Origin of the sequence: Flavobacterium sp., assembly GCF_965262375.1 — a bacterium.
GTDB lineage: Bacteria > Bacteroidota > Bacteroidia > Flavobacteriales > Flavobacteriaceae > Flavobacterium.
The window spans coordinates 2880472-2898636 of the sequence record NZ_OZ253527.1 but is presented as its reverse complement, the minus strand read 5'-3'; the positions used below and the strand labels follow the sequence as shown (position 1 = coordinate 2898636).

General features: G+C 34.1%; 15 protein-coding genes and 3 tRNA genes. 16 read left to right on the top strand and 2 right to left on the bottom strand.

Annotation, left to right across the window (positions count from 1 at the left end):
• Positions 1–9: 9 nt before the first annotated feature.
• A complete protein-coding gene (locus ACQY29_RS13240) occupies positions 10–1077 on the bottom strand; it encodes a branched-chain amino acid aminotransferase (protein WP_428225654.1) in 1068 nt (355 codons plus the stop codon).
• Positions 1078–1370: 293 nt separating this feature from the next.
• Here ACQY29_RS13240 and mnmD point away from each other — a divergent pair, with 293 nt between their 5' ends.
• The 3 genes from mnmD (at position 1371) to ACQY29_RS13225 (ending at position 2678) form a co-directional block, all read left to right on the top strand.
• On the top strand, positions 1371–2048 hold the full coding sequence (mnmD, locus tag ACQY29_RS13235; RefSeq protein ID WP_428225653.1) for a tRNA (5-methylaminomethyl-2-thiouridine)(34)-methyltransferase MnmD: 678 nt from the start codon (positions 1371–1373) through the stop codon (positions 2046–2048).
• Between the two features lie 56 nt (positions 2049–2104).
• Complete coding sequence (locus tag ACQY29_RS13230; RefSeq protein WP_428225652.1) at positions 2105–2302, top strand: hypothetical protein; 198 nt, start codon at positions 2105–2107, stop codon at positions 2300–2302.
• 178 nt (positions 2303–2480) lie between these two features.
• Positions 2481–2678 carry a hypothetical protein gene (locus ACQY29_RS13225; RefSeq protein ID WP_428225651.1) on the top strand — a complete coding sequence of 66 codons (198 nt, stop codon included), beginning with the start codon at positions 2481–2483 and terminating at the stop codon, positions 2676–2678.
• A gap of 70 nt (positions 2679–2748) precedes the next feature.
• On the opposite strand, the gene prfB is transcribed toward ACQY29_RS13225, so the two are convergent.
• Positions 2749–3844 (bottom strand): peptide chain release factor 2 gene (gene prfB, locus ACQY29_RS13220; RefSeq protein WP_428225650.1). Its coding sequence is split into 2 segments (ribosomal slippage): positions 2749–3780 and positions 3782–3844, totalling 1095 coding nucleotides; the frame shifts between segments, so codons are not numbered across the junction.
• Positions 3845–3982: 138 nt separating this feature from the next.
• Here prfB and ACQY29_RS13215 point away from each other — a divergent pair.
• From ACQY29_RS13215 to ACQY29_RS13155, 13 genes are all read left to right on the top strand, one after another.
• On the top strand, positions 3983–5008 hold the full coding sequence (locus ACQY29_RS13215) for a threonine aldolase family protein (RefSeq protein ID WP_428225649.1): 1026 nt from the start codon (positions 3983–3985) through the stop codon (positions 5006–5008).
• 186 nt (positions 5009–5194) lie between these two features.
• Positions 5195–6130: a malate dehydrogenase gene (gene mdh / locus ACQY29_RS13210; RefSeq protein ID WP_428225648.1), complete on the top strand. Its 936-nt coding sequence runs from the start codon at positions 5195–5197 to the stop codon at positions 6128–6130.
• A gap of 189 nt (positions 6131–6319) precedes the next feature.
• A complete protein-coding gene (secDF, locus tag ACQY29_RS13205) occupies positions 6320–9274 on the top strand; it encodes a protein translocase subunit SecDF (protein ID WP_428225647.1) in 2955 nt (984 codons plus the stop codon).
• A 164-nt stretch (positions 9275–9438) separates the two neighbouring features.
• Positions 9439–11379, top strand: coding sequence for a DNA topoisomerase (ATP-hydrolyzing) subunit B (gene gyrB, locus ACQY29_RS13200; RefSeq protein ID WP_428225646.1), 1941 nt, complete (start codon positions 9439–9441; stop codon positions 11377–11379).
• A 115-nt stretch (positions 11380–11494) separates the two neighbouring features.
• Complete coding sequence (locus ACQY29_RS13195) at positions 11495–12031, top strand: ExbD/TolR family protein (RefSeq protein WP_428225645.1); 537 nt, start codon at positions 11495–11497, stop codon at positions 12029–12031.
• Between the two features lie 195 nt (positions 12032–12226).
• Complete coding sequence (locus ACQY29_RS13190; RefSeq protein WP_428225644.1) at positions 12227–13039, top strand: hypothetical protein; 813 nt, start codon at positions 12227–12229, stop codon at positions 13037–13039.
• Positions 13040–13879: 840 nt separating this feature from the next.
• Positions 13880–13956: transfer RNA gene (locus ACQY29_RS13185), tRNA-Arg, on the top strand.
• A gap of 379 nt (positions 13957–14335) precedes the next feature.
• Positions 14336–14410: transfer RNA gene (locus tag ACQY29_RS13180), tRNA-Asp, on the top strand.
• Between the two features lie 82 nt (positions 14411–14492).
• Positions 14493–14565: transfer RNA gene (locus ACQY29_RS13175), tRNA-Phe, on the top strand.
• A gap of 146 nt (positions 14566–14711) precedes the next feature.
• Positions 14712–15488: an ATP-grasp domain-containing protein gene (locus ACQY29_RS13170; protein WP_428225643.1), complete on the top strand. Its 777-nt coding sequence runs from the start codon at positions 14712–14714 to the stop codon at positions 15486–15488.
• Positions 15489–15509: 21 nt separating this feature from the next.
• A complete protein-coding gene (locus ACQY29_RS13165) occupies positions 15510–15833 on the top strand; it encodes a hypothetical protein (RefSeq protein WP_428225642.1) in 324 nt (107 codons plus the stop codon).
• A gap of 57 nt (positions 15834–15890) precedes the next feature.
• A complete protein-coding gene (locus ACQY29_RS13160; RefSeq protein WP_428225641.1) occupies positions 15891–16679 on the top strand; it encodes a hypothetical protein in 789 nt (262 codons plus the stop codon).
• A 50-nt stretch (positions 16680–16729) separates the two neighbouring features.
• The gene (locus ACQY29_RS13155; RefSeq protein ID WP_428225640.1) at positions 16730–17740 is read left to right on the top strand and encodes an RNA ligase family protein; all 1011 of its coding nucleotides are present in this window, start codon (positions 16730–16732) and stop codon (positions 17738–17740) included.
• The last annotated feature ends 425 nt before the right edge of the window (positions 17741–18165 follow it).

Genomic DNA, 18165 nt, shown 5'->3' with positions numbered 1-18165 from the left:
AGTAATGTATTAGATTTTTATAGTCCAACCGAATTTATCTTCAGTTAATTTATGTTGCAATTGAGTCAATGCATCTTTCAATAATTTGGCATAACTATTTTCTGGTTTCACAATCTCATAGTAAGTGTCTTTGTATTGAAAACCACAAATAGGACTTACAACAGCAGCTGTACCAGCACCGAAAATCTCTTTTAAACTTCCATTTTCTGCGGCTGTTATTATTTCCTCGACCAATACAGGACGTACATTTACTTCAATTCCTTTGTCTTGTGCTAAAGTAATTAATGTTTTACGAGTAATACCATCAAGAATTCTGTCGCTTGTAGGTGCAGTATATAAGGTATCGTTAATTCTGAAAAAAACATTCATAGTGCCACACTCTTCAAGTTGAGTATGGGTAGCGTCGTCAGTCCAAATAATTTGTTGGAAACCTGCTTCTTGTGCTAATTGAGTAGGGTAGAATTGCCCTGAATAATTACCAGCAGCTTTTGCTGCTCCAATACCACCATTTGCGGCACGACTAAAATAATCGGCAATAAGTACTTTTACATCACCTGAATAATAGGATTTAGCAGGAGATAAAATAATACAAAAACGATATTCAGAGGAAGGTTGAGCTATAACTCCACTACCAGTAGCAATCATGAACGGGCGAATGTATAAAGTATTGCCTATTCCTTTTGGAATCCAAGCTTGATCTATTTTTAATAATTCTTTTAAGCCTTCTATAAAAACAGATTCAGGTACTTCAGGCATACACATACGTACCGCTGATTTATTCATTCGTATATGGTTTTCTTCTGGACGAAATAACCATACTGAATTGTCTTCTGCTTTGTAGGCTTTCATGCCTTCAAATATGGCTTGTCCATAATGAAATACTTTTGCGGAAGGATCCATAGTAAAAGGTTCGTATGGCTTAATTGTAGGTCTTTCCCATGCGCCATTGCGATAATCGCAAACTAGCATATGATCTGTAAAAATAGTTCCAAAAGTTAAATTTTCGAAATCTACTTGATTTATTTTTGAAGTAGCTACTTTGATAATTTCAACTTCATTAGTTGTTTCTAAGTTCATTACTTAATTTTTTTTGCTAATTTAATGAAAAACTTGTTCTGAATTAAAGATGTGTAATTTTTTTGTAAGTTGTTGTTTTGTTTTTTAGTTATTTATTGTTTTGTTTCTTTTTTATTGCGAATTATGTTTTTTATTAAGATTTTTTTTGTTTACTAATAAAGTGTTTCGGTGTTGTTAGTTTTGATTAATGATGTTGCTGAGCGGCTTTCCTATTCTTAAATCTAAACTGTGAGTTCGTTTATTTTGATTAGTTTTGCATAGTAAATTGAATAGAAACGCTTTAGTAATATACTTTGGAACGGAAATTAATAACCACTTTAGATGGATCTACAACGATTCAATTAGTAGAATGGGATGAATGTTATCATTCAAAAATGGGTGCTATTCAGGAGGCTTATCATGTTTTTATTAAAAACGGGTTAGAACAGTTTGATGTTGATTCTCTATCTATACTTGAAATTGGTTTTGGGACAGGATTGAATGCTTTTATAACCTATTTAGAAGCTTTGAATAAGAAACAAACAATTCAGTATACTGGATTGGAAGCTTACCCAGTTCATGAAGATGAGGTGAAACTGCTCAATTATTGTAGTCAGTTAGAGGCGTTTGACCAAGAAGCTGTTTTTCAGGAATTTCATAAATCGGAATGGGAGCAATGGTCTGATTTTGGGGATTACTTTAAATTGCTTAAACGCAAAGCTTTTTTTCAAGAATTGAATGATGAAAGTCTGTATGATTTGATTTATTTTGATGCTTTTGGTTTTCAAGTGCAACCTGAACTTTGGTCTGAGGATATTTTTGCACGAATGTACCGTTCTTTAAAATCAAAAGGTGTTTTAGTTACTTATGCCGCTAGAGGAGTGGTAAAAAGAAATATGAAAGCCGTAGGGTTTGAGGTTAAAAAAGTTCCAGGACCTCCAGGAAAAAGGGAGATGATGATAGGGTTTAAAAATTTTGAATCAACAATCTGATTCTAATTTCACAAATTTGTTATATTTGACGTAAAATATCACAAACTAAAATTATTATGCCTAAAGGAAATGTTGACTTTGTAAAGTCAATTTTAGAAAATGTAAGTTTTGATGCAAAATTGTTTGCTAAAGAGTTACAAAAAGCTGTAAAATCGTTATTACCTTACGAGATTGAAGAATTATCAAATTGGTTTTATAGTTATACTATTGAAAAACCTGAGTTACGAGAATATGCTGTTTATTTAACTGAGTAAAGATTATAAGAAGCTGTTTTAAACAGCTTTTTTTTATGGTATATTTTTATTTTGTAAGATAAATATTATTTTTTATTGATACAAATGCGTTTTGTCGATTAAATTTGCTTTTTGTCGAATTTTGAAGTAAGTTTATAATGAGTTCTTAATCAAGTGTTTCATTCTAAATAAAAACGTTATGCCACGATTAATTTTCGATCATACCAAAAAAGTACTTGAAAAGGTAAGCTTTGATGTTAAGCTTTTTGTAAAAGAATTGTACAAAGCATTAAAAAGTTTGTTGCCTTATGAAATAGAGCATTTAAGAAAATGGTTAGACTATTTTACCATTGATAGACCTGATTTAAAACAATATGTTAGTATTGTTCAAGAATAAGCCCAATCTCAAAAACAATTATACCCAAATCTACCCAAATTAGGAAGGGACCGTAAGGTCCCTTTCTTTTTTATTCTTCTTTTTGTCCCATCATCATTAGGTATGCTTTTAAAAATGGATCAAGATTCCCATTCATTACACCTTCAACATCGCTGGTTTCATGTTGGGTTCTAACATCTTTAATCAATTTGTAAGGATGCATTACATAATTTCTAATTTGCGATCCCCATTCAATTTTCATTTTGCCAGCTTCTATGTCGGCACGCTGTTCTAATCGTTTCTTTAATTCAATTTCGTACAACTGCGAACGTAGCATTTGCATAGCGCGTTCACGGTTATCGTGTTGTGAGCGTGTTTCAGAACATTGAATCTGGATACCTGTTGGCTTGTGGAGTAATTGGACTTTAGTTTCAACTTTATTTACATTCTGGCCACCAGCACCGCTTGAACGTGCCGTGGTGATTTCAATGTCAGCTGGACTGATAGCAATTTCTATGGTATCATCAACAAGTGGGTATACATAGACAGAGGCAAACGAAGTATGGCGCTTTGCATTACTATCAAACGGGGAAATACGTACTAAACGATGTACCCCATTTTCACCTTTTAAATATCCAAATGCAAAATCTCCTTCAAATTCTAAGGTTACAGTTTTAATACCTGCTACATCGCCTTCTTGAAAGTTAAGTTCTTTTACTTTGTAGCCGTTTTTTTCACCCCACATGAGGTACATACGCATTAGCATGCTTGCCCAATCGCAACTTTCTGTACCTCCAGCACCGGCTGTAATTTGTAATACAGCACTCATAATGTCACCTTCATCTGATAACATATTTTTGAATTCAATATTTTCAATCAAATCCGTTGTTTGAGTGTGTAAAGCATCTACTTCTTCTTCGCTAATATCACCTTCTTTATAAAAATCAAAAGCAATTTGCAATTCTTCAGAAAGGTTAACGGCCTTTTCATAGTCTTCAACCCATTTCTTTTTTGAACGTAAATTGCGAACAATTACTTCAGCTTCTTTGGCATTGTTCCAAAAATCAGGCGCAAAGGTTTTTTCTTCTTCGTTGGTAATCTCGATTAGTTTGGCATCTATGTCAAAGATACCTCCTCAACGCACCAAGGCGTTCTACAATACCTTTTATTTGATCGGCATTTGTCATAATAAATTTCTATTTTTGGAGTTTGTTAAAAAGTTAAAATACTATTTTTGTATTTTTTGGAACTTATCGCGAATAGTTAAAATCTAATTTTGTATTCGTGGCTAATTCCTTAGCAAAAGTACCAATCCTTTTATAATTATGGAAATAAATTTGGTAAGTGATACTGTAACGAAACCTACTCAGGAAATGCTGCATGCAATGTTTAGCGCCAAAGTAGGGGACGATGTATATAAACAAGACCCCACAGTCAATGCTTTAGAGCAAAAAGTAGCTTCATTATTTGGAATGGAGGCTGCTTTGTTTTTTCCTTCAGGAACCATGGCAAATCAAACGGCTATAAAATTAAATACCCAGCCTGGAGACGAAATAATTTGCGATAAATTTTCGCATATTTATTTATATGAAGCTGGAGGTACGGCTTTTAATAGTGGTTGTTCTTTGAATTTAGTTGATGGGAACCGAGGAATGATTACAGCGGAGCAGGTAAAGAAAGCGATTAATGATCCTGAATTTTATCATGCACCCTTGACAAGTATGGTGAGTATTGAAAATACTACTAATAAAGGAGGAGGCGCTTGTTATGAGATTCAGACTTTAAAAGAAATTAAGCAGGTTTGTGTACAAAATAATTTAAAATACCATTTAGATGGTGCTCGATTGTGGAATGCTATGGTGGCAAAAGGGCAATCACCTAGACAATTTGGTGAGTTGTTTGATACCATTTCAGTGTGTTTGTCTAAAGGATTAGGAGCGCCTGTGGGATCTTTGTTGGTTTCTGATGCGAAAACCATAAAAAGAGCTTTGCGTGTTCGAAAAATTTTTGGAGGAGGAATGCGTCAAGCAGGGTATTTAGCGGCTGCGGGAATGTATGCCTTGGATAATCATGTGGATCGATTAAAATATGATCATCAACGCGCTAAAGAATTAGCGTTTATGTTGCAACAACTGCCATGGGTAGCTTGGGTGGAGCCTGTAGAAACAAATATTGTTATTTTTTCAATTCAATCGTATTTAGATGAACGAATGATTATTGAGAAGCTAAAAAGTAGAGCTATACATATTAGTTCTATGGGGCATGGGAAATTGCGCATGGTAACCCATTTAGATTATAGACAGGTGATGCATGAATATGTAATGGATATCTTGCCTAAAATTCCAATGTAAAACAAGTTTTTGAAGTATAATGTAAAAGATGAAATAGTGTATGCTGTTTCGTCTTTTTTGTTTTAAAAAATAACGATAAAACGTTTGTTTGTCTTTGCTGTAAAATATTTTTTGTATATTCGGTAAAAGCATCTGAAAAGGATAGCTATTCAAAATTAGTAGAATAACCAAATAACAAAATAAAATATGAAAGTAAGTATAGTAGGTGCCGGAAATGTAGGTGCTACTTGTGCCGATGTATTGGCGTATAGAGGAATTGCTAGTGAAATTGTATTGTTAGATATTCGTGAGGGATTTGCTGAAGGTAAAGCTTTAGATATCTCGCAGTGTGCTACTAATACAGGTTTTAATACAAAATTAGTTGGAGTAACAAATGATTATTCAAAAACGGCACAAAGTGATGTAGTAGTAATTACGTCAGGGATACCGCGGAAGCCCGGAATGACTCGCGAAGAATTGATAGGAATTAACGCTGGAATTGTGAAATCTGTAGCTGAAAACCTTTTGGCACATTCGCCTAATGCGGTTTTTGTGATTGTTTCTAATCCTATGGACACCATGACGTATTTAGCTTTTAAAACCTTAGGAATTCCAAAAAACAGGATTATAGGGATGGGTGGCGCTTTAGATAGCGCGCGATTTAAAACCTATTTGGCCTTGGCTTTAGATAAACCAACAAATGATATTGCTGCAATGGTAATAGGTGGACATGGCGATACAACAATGATTCCACTAACGCGTTTAGCTTCTTATAATGGAATTCCTGTATCGCAGTTTTTATCCCAAGAGCAATTAGATAAAATAAGTTCCGATACGATGGTAGGTGGTGCAACATTAACAAGCTTGTTAGGGACTTCAGCATGGTATGCACCAGGAGCCTCTGTGGCTTATTTAGTAGATTCTATTTTAAATAATCAAAAAAAGATGATTGCTTGTTCAGTATATTTGGATGGTGAGTATGGTCAGAAAGATATTTGTATAGGAGTTCCGTGTATTATTGGACGAAATGGAGTTGAGGAAATTATCGATATCCAATTGAATGCGAATGAGCAAGAGTTGTTTGTGAAGTCGTCAGCAGCGGTAAGGAGTATGAATGATGCTCTTACAGAAATATTATCGTAAAAATGTTAAATTGTTTGAAAAGACTGCAATTTTGCAGTCTTTTTTTTTGATATAATTTTTGAAAATTAATTGGTTTATCGTATTCAGAATTATATATTTGCACGTTTTAGAAAATACACTTATTAATTTAGGCGTATTATTATTAACCAGAACTAACTTAGAACAGATTAATTAATTTTTTTACAGAGAATGCAGAATAGAGGACTAATTAAGTTTTTTGCAATCATTTTTGCTTTAGTAAGTATTTACCAGCTTACTTTCACTTTTGTAGCTAGTAAAGTTAAAAGTGATGCCAAAGCATTTGCAAACGGGAATCAAGAAAAGGAAATCAAGTACCTTGATTCAATTGGTAAGCAAAAAGTATTTTTAGATTACTTTACTTACAACGAAGTTGCTGACAAGCAAATCAACAAAGGGTTGGACTTAGAAGGTGGTATCAATGTTACCCTTCAAATCTCTGTTAAAGATGTATTAAAAGGATTGGCTAACAATTCTACTAATGCAGTATTTAACAAAGCTTTAGCTGATGCTAAGAAAAATCAACAAGGAAACCAATCGTTTTTAGATGCTTTCTTTGAAGCATTTGAAACGGCTTCAGCAGGTTCAGGTACTAAATTAGCTTCTCCAGATGTTTTTGGAAATAGAAATTTAGCTGAAGAAATCAAGTTTGATATGTCTGATTCACAAGTAAAAGCGGTAATTGCTAAGAAAGTGGATGAGTCTGTACAAAGTGCTTTTGGTGTATTACGTGAGCGTATCGACAAATTTGGTGTTACGCAACCTAATATCGTGAAGTTAGGAAGTACAGGACGTATCTTAGTGGAATTGCCTGGAGCTAAAGATGTAGATCGTGCTAAAAAATTATTGTCATCTACTGCGCAATTAGAATTTTGGGAAACTTATAAAGTAGAAGAAGTTGCTAGTTACTTAATGACAGTTAACGAAGCTTTGAAGAAAACTGAAAAAGCACCTGTGGCTAAAGAAGCTAAAGCATCATCTAAAGTAAATGATTTATTAGTTGATAATGCTAAAGACTCAACAGCAAAAGCAAAAGGAAACAATCCGTTGTTTGATAAGTTAATGCCGTTACAACAAGGTGGATCAGTAGTAGGTATTGTTGCGGTTAAAGATACTGCAGCGGTTAATGCTTATTTCAAAAGAGCTGATATCAAATCATTGTTACCTGCAAATTTAGCTGATGTACGTTTCTTATATGGAAAAGCTAAAGATGATGCTGCAGAGGCAGTTGAAATATATGCGATTAAAGGTAATAGAACTAATGTGCCTCCTATGAGTGGAAGTGTGTTAGTGGATGCTGCTGATACGTTTGACCAAATGGGTAAACCTGCGGTTTCTATGCAAATGAATGGTAAAGGTGCTAAAATTTGGGAAGAATTAACTGGAAGAGTATTCTCTCAAAAAAATGCAATTGCTATCGTTTTAGATAATGTGGTGTACTCGGCTCCTGGTGTAACTTCTGGACCTATTGCAGGTGGACGTTCTGAAATTTCAGGTACTTTTACAATTGATGAAACAAAAGACTTAGCTAATGTATTACGTGCAGGTAAGTTACCAGCTGCTGCCGAAATTGTACAGTCAGAAGTGGTAGGGCCATCTCTAGGTCAAAAAGCTATTGATAACGGTACTATTTCTGCTATCGTAGGTTTATTAGCAGTTATGTTATGGATGTGGGTTTACTATGGTAAAGCCGGTACTTATGCTAACATTGCATTAGTAGTGAACTTATTATTCTTGTTTGGTGTGTTAGCTAACTTAGGTGCTGTGTTAACATTGCCAGGTATTGCAGGTATCGTTTTAACATTAGGTACTGCGGTAGATGCGAATATTATTATTTACGAAAGAGCAAAAGAAGAATTACGTCATGGTTTAAGTTTAGTAGAAGCGGTTAAAAAATCTTTCTCTTGGACAGGAGCTATGCGTTCAATTATTGATGCTAACGTAACACACGTGTTAACAGGTGCTATCTTATATGTGTTTGGTTCAGGACCTATCAAAGGTTTCGCTACTACTTTATTAATAGGTATTGCAACGTCTTTATTTACTTCTATTTTTATCACAAGAATGTTCTTAGATAATGATGCGGCTAAAGGTAAAGGGTTGTCGTTTACTACAAACTGGTCTAAAAACTGGTTTACAGGTTATAACTTCGATTTCTTGAAAATTAAGAAATTTACATATGCTTTCTCATTAACAGTTACTGTGGTGAGTTTAATATCTATTTTCTTTGTGAATGGTTTAGATCAAGGTGTTGATTTCGTGGGTGGACGTACTTTTCAAGTGAAATTTGAAAAACCTGTTGATGCTGCTGTAGTTTCTCAAGAATTAGGTGAAATCTTTAAAGTGCCAGCTGAAGCTAAAGTGTTTGGTGGTTCTGACCAATTAAGAATTACTACTAAATACAAGATTGAAGCTGAAGGTGTTGAAGTGGATGAAGAAGTAAACAAATTGTTATTTGATGGTTTGTCTAAATATTTCCCTGGAATGGATTATAAAACCTTCATTACTTTAACAGAAGGTAAAAAAGTTGGTTTATTGTCAGGTTCAAAAGTAGGTGCTGCTATTTCTAATGATATCAAAACAAACTCTTTCTGGGCAGTTATTGGTGCTATGTTAGTAGTAGGTTTATATTTAGTGGTTTCTTTCCGTAAGTTAGGTTACTCTTTAGGTGCTGTTGCAGCTGTAGCTCACGACGTTATTTTTGTATTAGGATTATATTCGTTATTATATAAAATTATGCCTTTCCATATGGAAATGGATCAGCACTTTATTGCGGCTATCTTAACGGTTATCGGTTACTCAATGAACGATACAGTTATTGTATTCGACCGTATTCGTGAGTTCTTAGCAGGTAATTTAAAAGGAAATTTTAATCATATCGTAAACGAATCAATTAATACAACTTTGTCGAGAACTATCAATACGTCATTGACTATGATTATTGTGTTATCTATTATGTTCGTATTTGGTGGAGAGTCTATCCGTGGATTTATCTTCGCTATGTTAATCGGTATTGTGGTGGGTACTTATTCTTCATTATTCATTGCTACGCCAGTATTAGTGGATACATTATCTAAAAAAGATAAAGAAGAAATTGAAAAAAGACATGCTGAATTAAATGCTTAAAATGTATTTTTTATCATATTTAAAAAGTCCCGAATTTTCGGGACTTTTTTTATTAATATGTTGATAACTTGGTTTTAAATCAATTGCTTTTTTGTCCTACAAGTGGTAGCATTTTTATATATTTGCTTGTTTGACAATTAACACTATTTTTTCGAATAAATTTTATGAGCGAAGAAGTTAAAAAGAATAATTATTCTGCCGACAGTATTCAGGCGTTAGAAGGAATGGAGCACGTACGTATGCGTCCATCTATGTATATTGGTGATACTGGCGTAAGAGGTTTACACCACTTAGTATATGAGGTAGTGGATAACTCAATTGACGAGGCTTTAGCAGGACACTGTGATACAATTACTGTAACCATCAATGAAGATAATTCTATAACTGTTGAAGATAACGGTCGTGGTATTCCTGTGGATATGCACAAAAAAGAAGGTGTATCTGCTCTTGAGGTGGTAATGACCAAAATTGGTGCAGGAGGTAAGTTTGATAAAGATTCCTATAAAGTATCTGGTGGTTTACACGGGGTAGGGGTATCGTGTGTGAACGCCTTATCAGACAATTTGAAAGCTACCGTATATCGTGAAGGTAAAATTTACGAACAAGAATATGAAAGAGGTAAGGCTGTATATCCAGTTAAGCAAGTGGGCGAAACGGATAAACGTGGTACTACCGTTTGGTTTAAGCCTGATGGTACTATTTTCCAGCAAACCTTAGAGTATTCTTATGATACCTTAGCAGCGCGTATGCGTGAATTGGCTTTCTTGAACAAAGGAATAACCATTACGCTTACAGATAAAAGAGAGCAGGATAAAGACGGGAAAGATGTTGGTGAAACTTTCCATTCTAAGGAAGGTTTAAAAGAGTTTGTTAAATTCCTTGATGGAAACCGTGTGCCTATTATTGGTCATGTGATTTCAATGGAAAATGACAAAGGAGAAATTCCTGTTGAAGTTGCCTTAATTTATAATGATAGTTATTCTGAAAATATCTTTTCGTATGTAAATAACATCAATACACACGAAGGAGGAACGCATTTGCAAGGTTTCCGTATGGGATTAACGCGTACGTTGAAAAAATATGCCGATGCTTCTGGTTTGTTAGAAAAATTAAAATTTGAAATTTCAGGTGATGATTTCCGTGAAGGACTTACAGCTATTGTTTCTGTAAAAGTTTCAGAGCCACAGTTTGAAGGGCAAACGAAAACCAAACTTGGGAATCGTGAGGTGGTTTCTCCAGTTTCGCAAGCCGTTGCAGAAATGTTAGAAAATTATTTGGAAGAAAATCCAAATGATGCTAAAATCATCGTGCAGAAAGTAATTCTTGCAGCTCAAGCGCGTCATGCGGCTAAAAAAGCTCGTGAAATGGTGCAGCGTAAAACCGTGATGGGCGGTGGTGGTTTACCTGGTAAATTATCTGACTGTTCTGAACAAGACCCTTCAAAATGTGAGATTTTCCTTGTCGAGGGGGACTCGGCGGGTGGAACGGCGAAACAAGGTCGTGACCGTGCTTTCCAAGCAATTTTACCGTTACGTGGTAAAATTTTGAATGTGGAAAAAGCAATGCATCACAAAGTGTTTGAAAACGAAGAGATTCGTAATATTTTCACCGCTTTAGGGGTAACCGTAGGTACTGCGGAAGATAGTAAAGCTTTGAATTTAGAAAAATTACGTTACCATAAAGTAGTAATCATGTGTGATGCCGACATTGATGGTAGTCACATTTCTACACTTATCTTGACATTCTTCTTCCGTTTTATGAAGGAGTTAATTGAAGAAGGACACGTATATATTGCAACACCTCCTTTATATTTAGTGAAAAAAGGAACTAAAAAAGAGTACGCTTGGGACGAAAAAATGCGTGATGCCATCAACGAGAAAATGGGCGGTGGAGCAAATATCCAGCGTTATAAAGGTCTTGGAGAGATGAACGCGGAGCAGTTGTGGGAAACAACGCTAAACCCTGAACATCGTACATTACGTCAAGTGACTATTGATAGTTTAGCGGAAGCTGACCGTGTATTCTCTATGTTAATGGGGGATGAAGTGCCACCACGTAGAGAATTTATTGAGAAAAATGCGATTTATGCTAATATTGACGCATAAATTTAGCCCAAAATAAAAATGTAAAGCCGATTCTGAAAAGAGTCGGCTTTTTTTGTATTACAGGGTATTATGGTATAATTCTTGTTAATATAAATGTAACGCTAAATCGACACCTATGGATCAATCTAGACATACCTTCGGAAGAAACCCCCTAACACGTAAATCTAAAAACTTAAAACCGAGAGTAGACTTAACCGCTATGGTTAGCATCTCTTTTTTACTGATTGTTTTCTTTATGTTGACTTCGTTTTTATCCCGTCCAAATGGTTTGGATTTGGGAATGCCTGAGGGAGGAGAAGGATGTGGTGGTGAAATTTGTTGTTTTTATGCTCATGATAGGGATTTCACTGTTTTATTAGATGAGGATAAAATTGTGATGTATCAAGGTCTTTTGGAAGCACCTTATGATACACCAAAGACCTTTTCGTATAAAAATGATGACTTAGCAAAGGTGTTAATTCAGAAAAATAAAGATATTCAAGCATATTATGGCGACCCTAAGAAAGGGATAATTGTGCTGGTCAAAGCTTCAAAAAAATCTACTTATGGAAACTTGGTGCATGTATTAGATGAATTAGTAATTGCTAAAGCGCCTGTTTATGCGGTGGTTGATATCACACCTGAAGAAGAAGCGTTTTTAAAGGATAAATAATTTCTGGGATGTATCTATTGTATTTTTATCAGTAAACCAAAAGTAATAATTGGTCTCAATTTTATCATTCGTTTAGGTAAATCAGCTAGGATGCCATTGGATAATTTATAATTTGCTCTTTGTAGAATAGGAGGATTAAATGGATGAATTTCTTCTAAATATTTTATTTTTGCATTTTTTTTAAATTTTTCTCCAATGAAGTTTTTATTTAACCGAACCATTATCATCAAATCGATAGTTGCAGCTATAGCTATTTTACTGTTAAAAAATTTTGTATTCAAAAAATTATCCTTTCAAGGACAAGACTTCCATGACCTTATTGAATTATCAGATATAACCATTATTTTTACCGGAGCTTTTTTTGTTTTTGGTTTATTATTGGCGGGTACTATGGCCGATTTTAAAGAAAGTGAAAAAATCCCAGGGGAAGTAGCTTCAAACCTAGAAGCCATTAAGGATTGGATGTATTTAGCTTTACGTGCTCCTAGAACTGGTACTACCGATTTATGTAAAGAACCTTTGGATAAAACCTACCTTCGAACAGAATTATTAACCATAACCGATGGAATTATGGCATGGATTTATTCTAGTAGTAAAGATTCAAATGTGATTTTTCCTTTGTTACGCAAATCGAATGAAATTGCGTACTATTTTGCCGAAAGGGGTGTAGACAAGGAAGCTATCAAAGGAGTACAAGAAAATACCAATGCTATGCGCAAGCAATTGACGCGTGCGTATTATATTTCTAGAAATAATTTTATTCAACCAGCTTACACTTTGTTGAGAAGTATTTTGTTTATTGTAGTTGTATTATTGCTAATTACCAAGTTTAAAAGCGATGCAGCTGATTATTTTGTAACTGCTTTCATGACGTTTCTTTTTTGTTATTTGTATTTATTAGTGAGTGGTTTAGATGACCCTTTTGATGTGACTAATGGTGAAATTGATGTCGATTTGAAACCTATTGACCGCTTTAAGCAACGTTTGCAAGCTGATTTTTTAAATTAAAACCTCTTTTTTTTGAAGAATTTATTTTAAAATCAATCAAATTTAAAAAATATCTTACATTTGTACCCATGAATATAGCAAAACAACCTATCAGTTTTAACGGAATGGCACTAGAATTAGTGTCAAGAGACCGTTTTTACCTGATATTTTCAGGATGTTTTGAGTGATATTTTATAAGCAATACGTTTTTTAAGCAAAAATATACCAAGCGTCCTTCAAAAAAGGACGCTTTTTTTGTTTTAAAATTTTAATAAAGCTAATAACAAACCGCTTTAAATGAATTTTTTTAGTAAAAAATGAAAAAAAATGTTTAATGAATAATAACCAAAGCAAATAATCAGTCTTGGAGTTTAATCAAGTGAGAGACAGTCATTTGTAACTTTTAAGTGTATCTACAGACATGTGGACGGGATTTTCTATGTGTTAAGTTTATTATAAGTTATTGATTATCAGTAAATTAATTTTAAAAAATATTTGGAAGTTCGATTTTTTTGACATTATCTTTGCCTCAGAAATTTGAAATAACAACGAGCAACTTGAATACAGAAATTTGTTTCTCTATTCAAAAAATAATTAAAAATGAAAGCACAATATTCACATAGCATAAGTTCTCCAAAAGAACTAAACGTAATGACAACTGCATTACGAAGCTTTGCTGGACAAGATTTTGATGGAATAGTCACGGGGTGAAAAATATATGACTGTAGGATACAGTTCTTATAAGAGCACCCATGTTAGGGTGCTTTTTTTATGCACAAAAAGAGCGTAGGTTTAGTTTTAAATTTTAATAATAAATCGTTTTAGTTCATAATGATGTGTTCAAACACTTACGCTCCAATAGATTCCATAGCTCAACTGGACAGAGCGTTCGCCTACGAAGCGAAAGGTTTCAGGTTCGACTCCTGATGGAATCACCAGTAAAGTTCTTTAGAAAGGGAACAGGCTCAATGAGTTCGAAATTTTCGAGTTAGCTGACGATTGCTCAGAACATCGCACTCCCAAATTGTTGGGAGTGTAGGAGCCAAAAAAGAAAAGTAATAAGAAAAAAAAAATTAAATAATATGTCACGAAAAATAGAAAATGGATTTCAAAATAAGTTAGTTGCTTTCAGTGATGATGCGCTACAAATACAATACACGAAGGTGTGATTAGATAACTATGTATATAGTTTTTGAATATCTAGCACCTTATAAAGGTGCTTTTTTTGTGAATAATCAGACCTTATAGTTTAAATATAGAATAGCTGACTTCTATTCAGCAGATGCAAGTGAAAGTCTTGTTAAGGTCAAAAAATAAGGCTCATTGTGGTAAAGGTTATCCTACCTGACTGTCTCTCAGGTGATACGAGTTCGAGTCTCGTATGAGCCGCCAAAATGATCTGTTCGTATAAGGGTTAGTACGACTGCCTTTCTAGCAGTACATACGGGTTCGAGTCCCGTACAGAGTACAAAAAGGATTAGTGGTGTACACGGTGTGCACGCCTGTCTGAAGAACAGGAGGTATTCGTTCGAGTCGAATCTAGTCCACAAAATTGAAATACATAAGGAAGTACGCCGAAGTTGGAGAGTCGGGCTTGTCTGTAAAACAAGTGCTTTTTAGCTGAGTAGGTTCTCCCGAAATTTCGGGACTACTACTTCCACGAAAAGATGTTTAATATTTAAAAAAGAAAATTATGTTGTTTTTAATTCAATCTAATGTGATTTATGATCCTGATCGTGAGCGACTTTATGATGTTCTCAACGAACTAGGATTACCATATAAGGCAATCGATTATGTGCCAGGAGTAACAAATATTGAGGTAGAAACAACTAGTAATAATGTATTTGTATATGGTTCTGTTTTGATGGCTAAAGAAGCAGCACAATACAAAAAATGGTATCCAGGTTCATTTTATGGTGGTAACCATTTATATGCTAATCATTCATCGTTTTATGTAGATAATATGATTAATACAAATGTAACTATTTCAACTATTAATGATGAAATAGATTGGAAAGAAGGAAAGGAATTGTTTATAAAACCTTATCAAGTTGCTAAGTTGTTTACTGGAAGGGTTTTTAATCAATCAGAATGGGAAGATTTTAAGTATGAACTTAAAAATAATCCATATAAAAATATAAGCGGAAACGAATTAATTCAAATTTCAATGCCAAGGAAAATTTTTAAAGAAGCAAGATTATGGGTTATAGGAGGGCAAATTGTTGAGGCATCTTATTATAAGTTTTCTGAAGAAACTTTGTTTGAAAAAACCGTTCCGCCTGAAGGGATTGATTTTGCAAAGCGAATGATAAAATTATTTGAACCTGCCGAAGCTTTTGTAATGGATATAGGATATACCGAGTTAGGTTGGAAGATAGTTGAAATAAATTGTGTAAACAGTTCAGGGTTTTATCCCAACACAAATATTAGAAGCATTGTTAATGCGCTTAATATTTATTTTAAAAAGTAATAACATTTAAAATTAATAATTATGAGACCAGACATTTTAAAAAGGTTTTTAACAAACACCGATGAAACAGGAAGATTTATTATGAAATCCCGTATTACAGGTATTACCTATTTTGTTGAGCCAATTTACAATGGTAAAACACCTACTTGGGGCGATGTAGATCCAGCCACCAAGAAACTAACAGGTAATTATGGCTCAAAATATACTGGTGCGGTGACTAAAAAGGAATCGCTTATTACGGAAGAAAACGGATTTCAAAACATTGGTTTCTTCAAAGGAAGTCCTTTTGGTGCTATAGATGTGAGAGATAAAGAACATCAACGCAGATTAGGGATTATCGAATAAATAAATAATCATAAGCTGTTAAGAAAATCAACTTAACAGCTTTTAAAAACAGAAATTATGTTACACCATAGAATTGCATTAGTAGGAATAGAAGCAGACGAATACCAAGTGATTAAACAAAATTATGATGGACACATCATTTGGCACGAAGCCATACCTAAAATCCTTGTGAAAGATGGTACTTTATTTGTAGAAAAGCAAAACGGTATAGGAATGCTTCCAGTGGATAAAGTGGTTTATTACGGAATTTACGATAACGATTTTGATTTTATCACTGGTTTAGCTTTGTGGAATGGGGCTTGTTTTCCTAATCCTTTGGCAATGCTCGAATGCCGACTCAAAATTCCGTGTTTGATTAAAGCGATGCAACTCACGAAGTTTCCGCATCAAAGAGGTTTTGTTTCGGCTAATACTGAGGTAAATACGAATGTTCCAACCGTTGCAAAATGGGGTAATTGGCATTGTGGTGAAAATAAAGAAAAGTTTCAGGGCGAATGGACAAGTTCGTTTAGCTCAACTTTAGAACCTTATTTTGAAGGGGATGCTGTTCGGATTATGAATATTGGCGATACCTATTGGCAAATTAAACTCGAAGGTGAGGATTGGTTAAAGTCTATCCATCCTGATAACGCCTGTTTTATGGAAATAGATCAGGAATTATTAGCAGATACTAAGCATATCAAACAACATTTAGGAATGGATATGATAGGGAATGATTATATCGTAATGCCTAATGGTGCTAAAAAATTGCTTGAAGTAAATCATATTCCAAATATTACTCGTTTTGAAGAAGTTAGACAAGCGTATTTGGAAACAGTAATTAATTGGATTAATAATGAAACTTAATGTGACTTTGTGAAAACTTAGTGACACTTAGTGTTACAAAAAATAAAAAAATGGAATTTAGAAAATACAACTCAATAGAAAATACGTACCAAAAAACAGTTTTGGAACAAATTATCAAACACGAATTTGAAAAAAATGAATACGTGGTTCAAGAAAAAGTGCACGGGGCTAACTTTGCTTTTTACACCAATGGTATCCAAGTAAAAATCGCAAAACGTTCCGACTTTATTGAAGAAAATGATACGTTTTACAATGCACATAAAGTGGCTGAAAAGTACCATACCAAAGTCAAGTCTTTATTTTATGAAGTCAAAGAATTGTTCCCTAATGTACAGTTTATTACCGTGTTTGGTGAATTATTTGGAGGTCATTACAATCACCCCGAAGTACCCACAGTACAAGGTGCTATCAAGGTTCAAAAAGGGATTGATTACAACCCAGAAAATGATTTTTATGCTTTTGATATTAAAGTGGATAATGCACACTATATGAATGTCGAATTAGCTAACAAATTGTTTGAAAAAACAGGCTTTTTCTATGCAAAAACCTTATTTAAAGGTAGTTTAACCGATTGTTTGAAATACCCAAATGACTTTAATAGTTTAATTCCAGAATGGTTAGGTTTACCTGTATTGGAAACCAACATTGTTGAAGGGGTGATTATTAGACCTGTGGAGACTTTATTCTTTGGTAACGGAAGTCGTGTTTTATTAAAAAATAAAAACGAAAGATGGGCAGAAAGAGGTAAAAATGACAAGCCTAAAAGAGAACATCAAGAAGTTGAATTTCCTCCAGAAGCGCAAGGGTTATGGACTAAAATTAAGGACTATGTAACCGTGAACCGTATGTACAATGTATTGAGCAAGGAAGGCGAATTTCACCCTAAAATCTTCGGAAAATTAACAGGATGGATGTGTCAAGATGTGATAACCGATTTTAAAAAGGATTATCCCACCGAGTTAGACACTTTGGAAAAGGAACACCAAAAAGCTATCAAAAAACGGTTAAACACCTTGATTGTTAATACGATAAAAGAAGAGTTTATGACTTTTAAAGTTTAATTTATATACTGCGTAAAATAATTACGCAGTATATTTTGAATCTTTGTTCAAGGAAAATAAGTTCATTGATTAATAAAAAAATGTCGTTTAAATTGATCGGTTTGCTTGTCACACCGATTAATCGAACGATTTTGAATAAAAATATCAAACAAGTCCAGTTGGGTGTTTCTGTATAGCACTAATGTGGTGAGGGTTACGCAATGGGCGTGTTACAACTTACTATGCAACTTGATTTGATGGTTTTAGTATTTGCCTTAAAATACTGATTTTGTAGGTTCGAGTCCTACTTCTTCTTGAAAATGAAGAATGGCGAAATTGGTAAACGCACAGAATTAGGGATTCTGAAATCAAAAGCATCGGTTCGAGTCCGATATGCAATTTCCACTTGCATTAGCTCAGTTGGTTAGAGCACTACACTGTTAATG

Coding starts and splice junctions, on each gene's coding strand:
- ACQY29_RS13240 (WP_428225654.1), bottom strand. CDS start 1,077: ATGAACTTAGAAACAACTAATGAAGTTGAAATTATCAAAGTAGCTACT.
- ACQY29_RS13230 (WP_428225652.1), top strand. CDS start 2,105: ATGCCTAAAGGAAATGTTGACTTTGTAAAGTCAATTTTAGAAAATGTA.
- ACQY29_RS13225 (WP_428225651.1), top strand. CDS start 2,481: ATGCCACGATTAATTTTCGATCATACCAAAAAAGTACTTGAAAAGGTA.
- ACQY29_RS13215 (WP_428225649.1), top strand. CDS start 3,983: ATGGAAATAAATTTGGTAAGTGATACTGTAACGAAACCTACTCAGGAA.
- mdh (WP_428225648.1), top strand. CDS start 5,195: ATGAAAGTAAGTATAGTAGGTGCCGGAAATGTAGGTGCTACTTGTGCC.
- secDF (WP_428225647.1), top strand. CDS start 6,320: ATGCAGAATAGAGGACTAATTAAGTTTTTTGCAATCATTTTTGCTTTA.
- gyrB (WP_428225646.1), top strand. CDS start 9,439: ATGAGCGAAGAAGTTAAAAAGAATAATTATTCTGCCGACAGTATTCAG.
- ACQY29_RS13195 (WP_428225645.1), top strand. CDS start 11,495: ATGGATCAATCTAGACATACCTTCGGAAGAAACCCCCTAACACGTAAA.
- ACQY29_RS13190 (WP_428225644.1), top strand. CDS start 12,227: ATGAAGTTTTTATTTAACCGAACCATTATCATCAAATCGATAGTTGCA.
- ACQY29_RS13170 (WP_428225643.1), top strand. CDS start 14,712: ATGTTGTTTTTAATTCAATCTAATGTGATTTATGATCCTGATCGTGAG.
- ACQY29_RS13165 (WP_428225642.1), top strand. CDS start 15,510: ATGAGACCAGACATTTTAAAAAGGTTTTTAACAAACACCGATGAAACA.
- ACQY29_RS13160 (WP_428225641.1), top strand. CDS start 15,891: ATGTTACACCATAGAATTGCATTAGTAGGAATAGAAGCAGACGAATAC.
- ACQY29_RS13155 (WP_428225640.1), top strand. CDS start 16,730: ATGGAATTTAGAAAATACAACTCAATAGAAAATACGTACCAAAAAACA.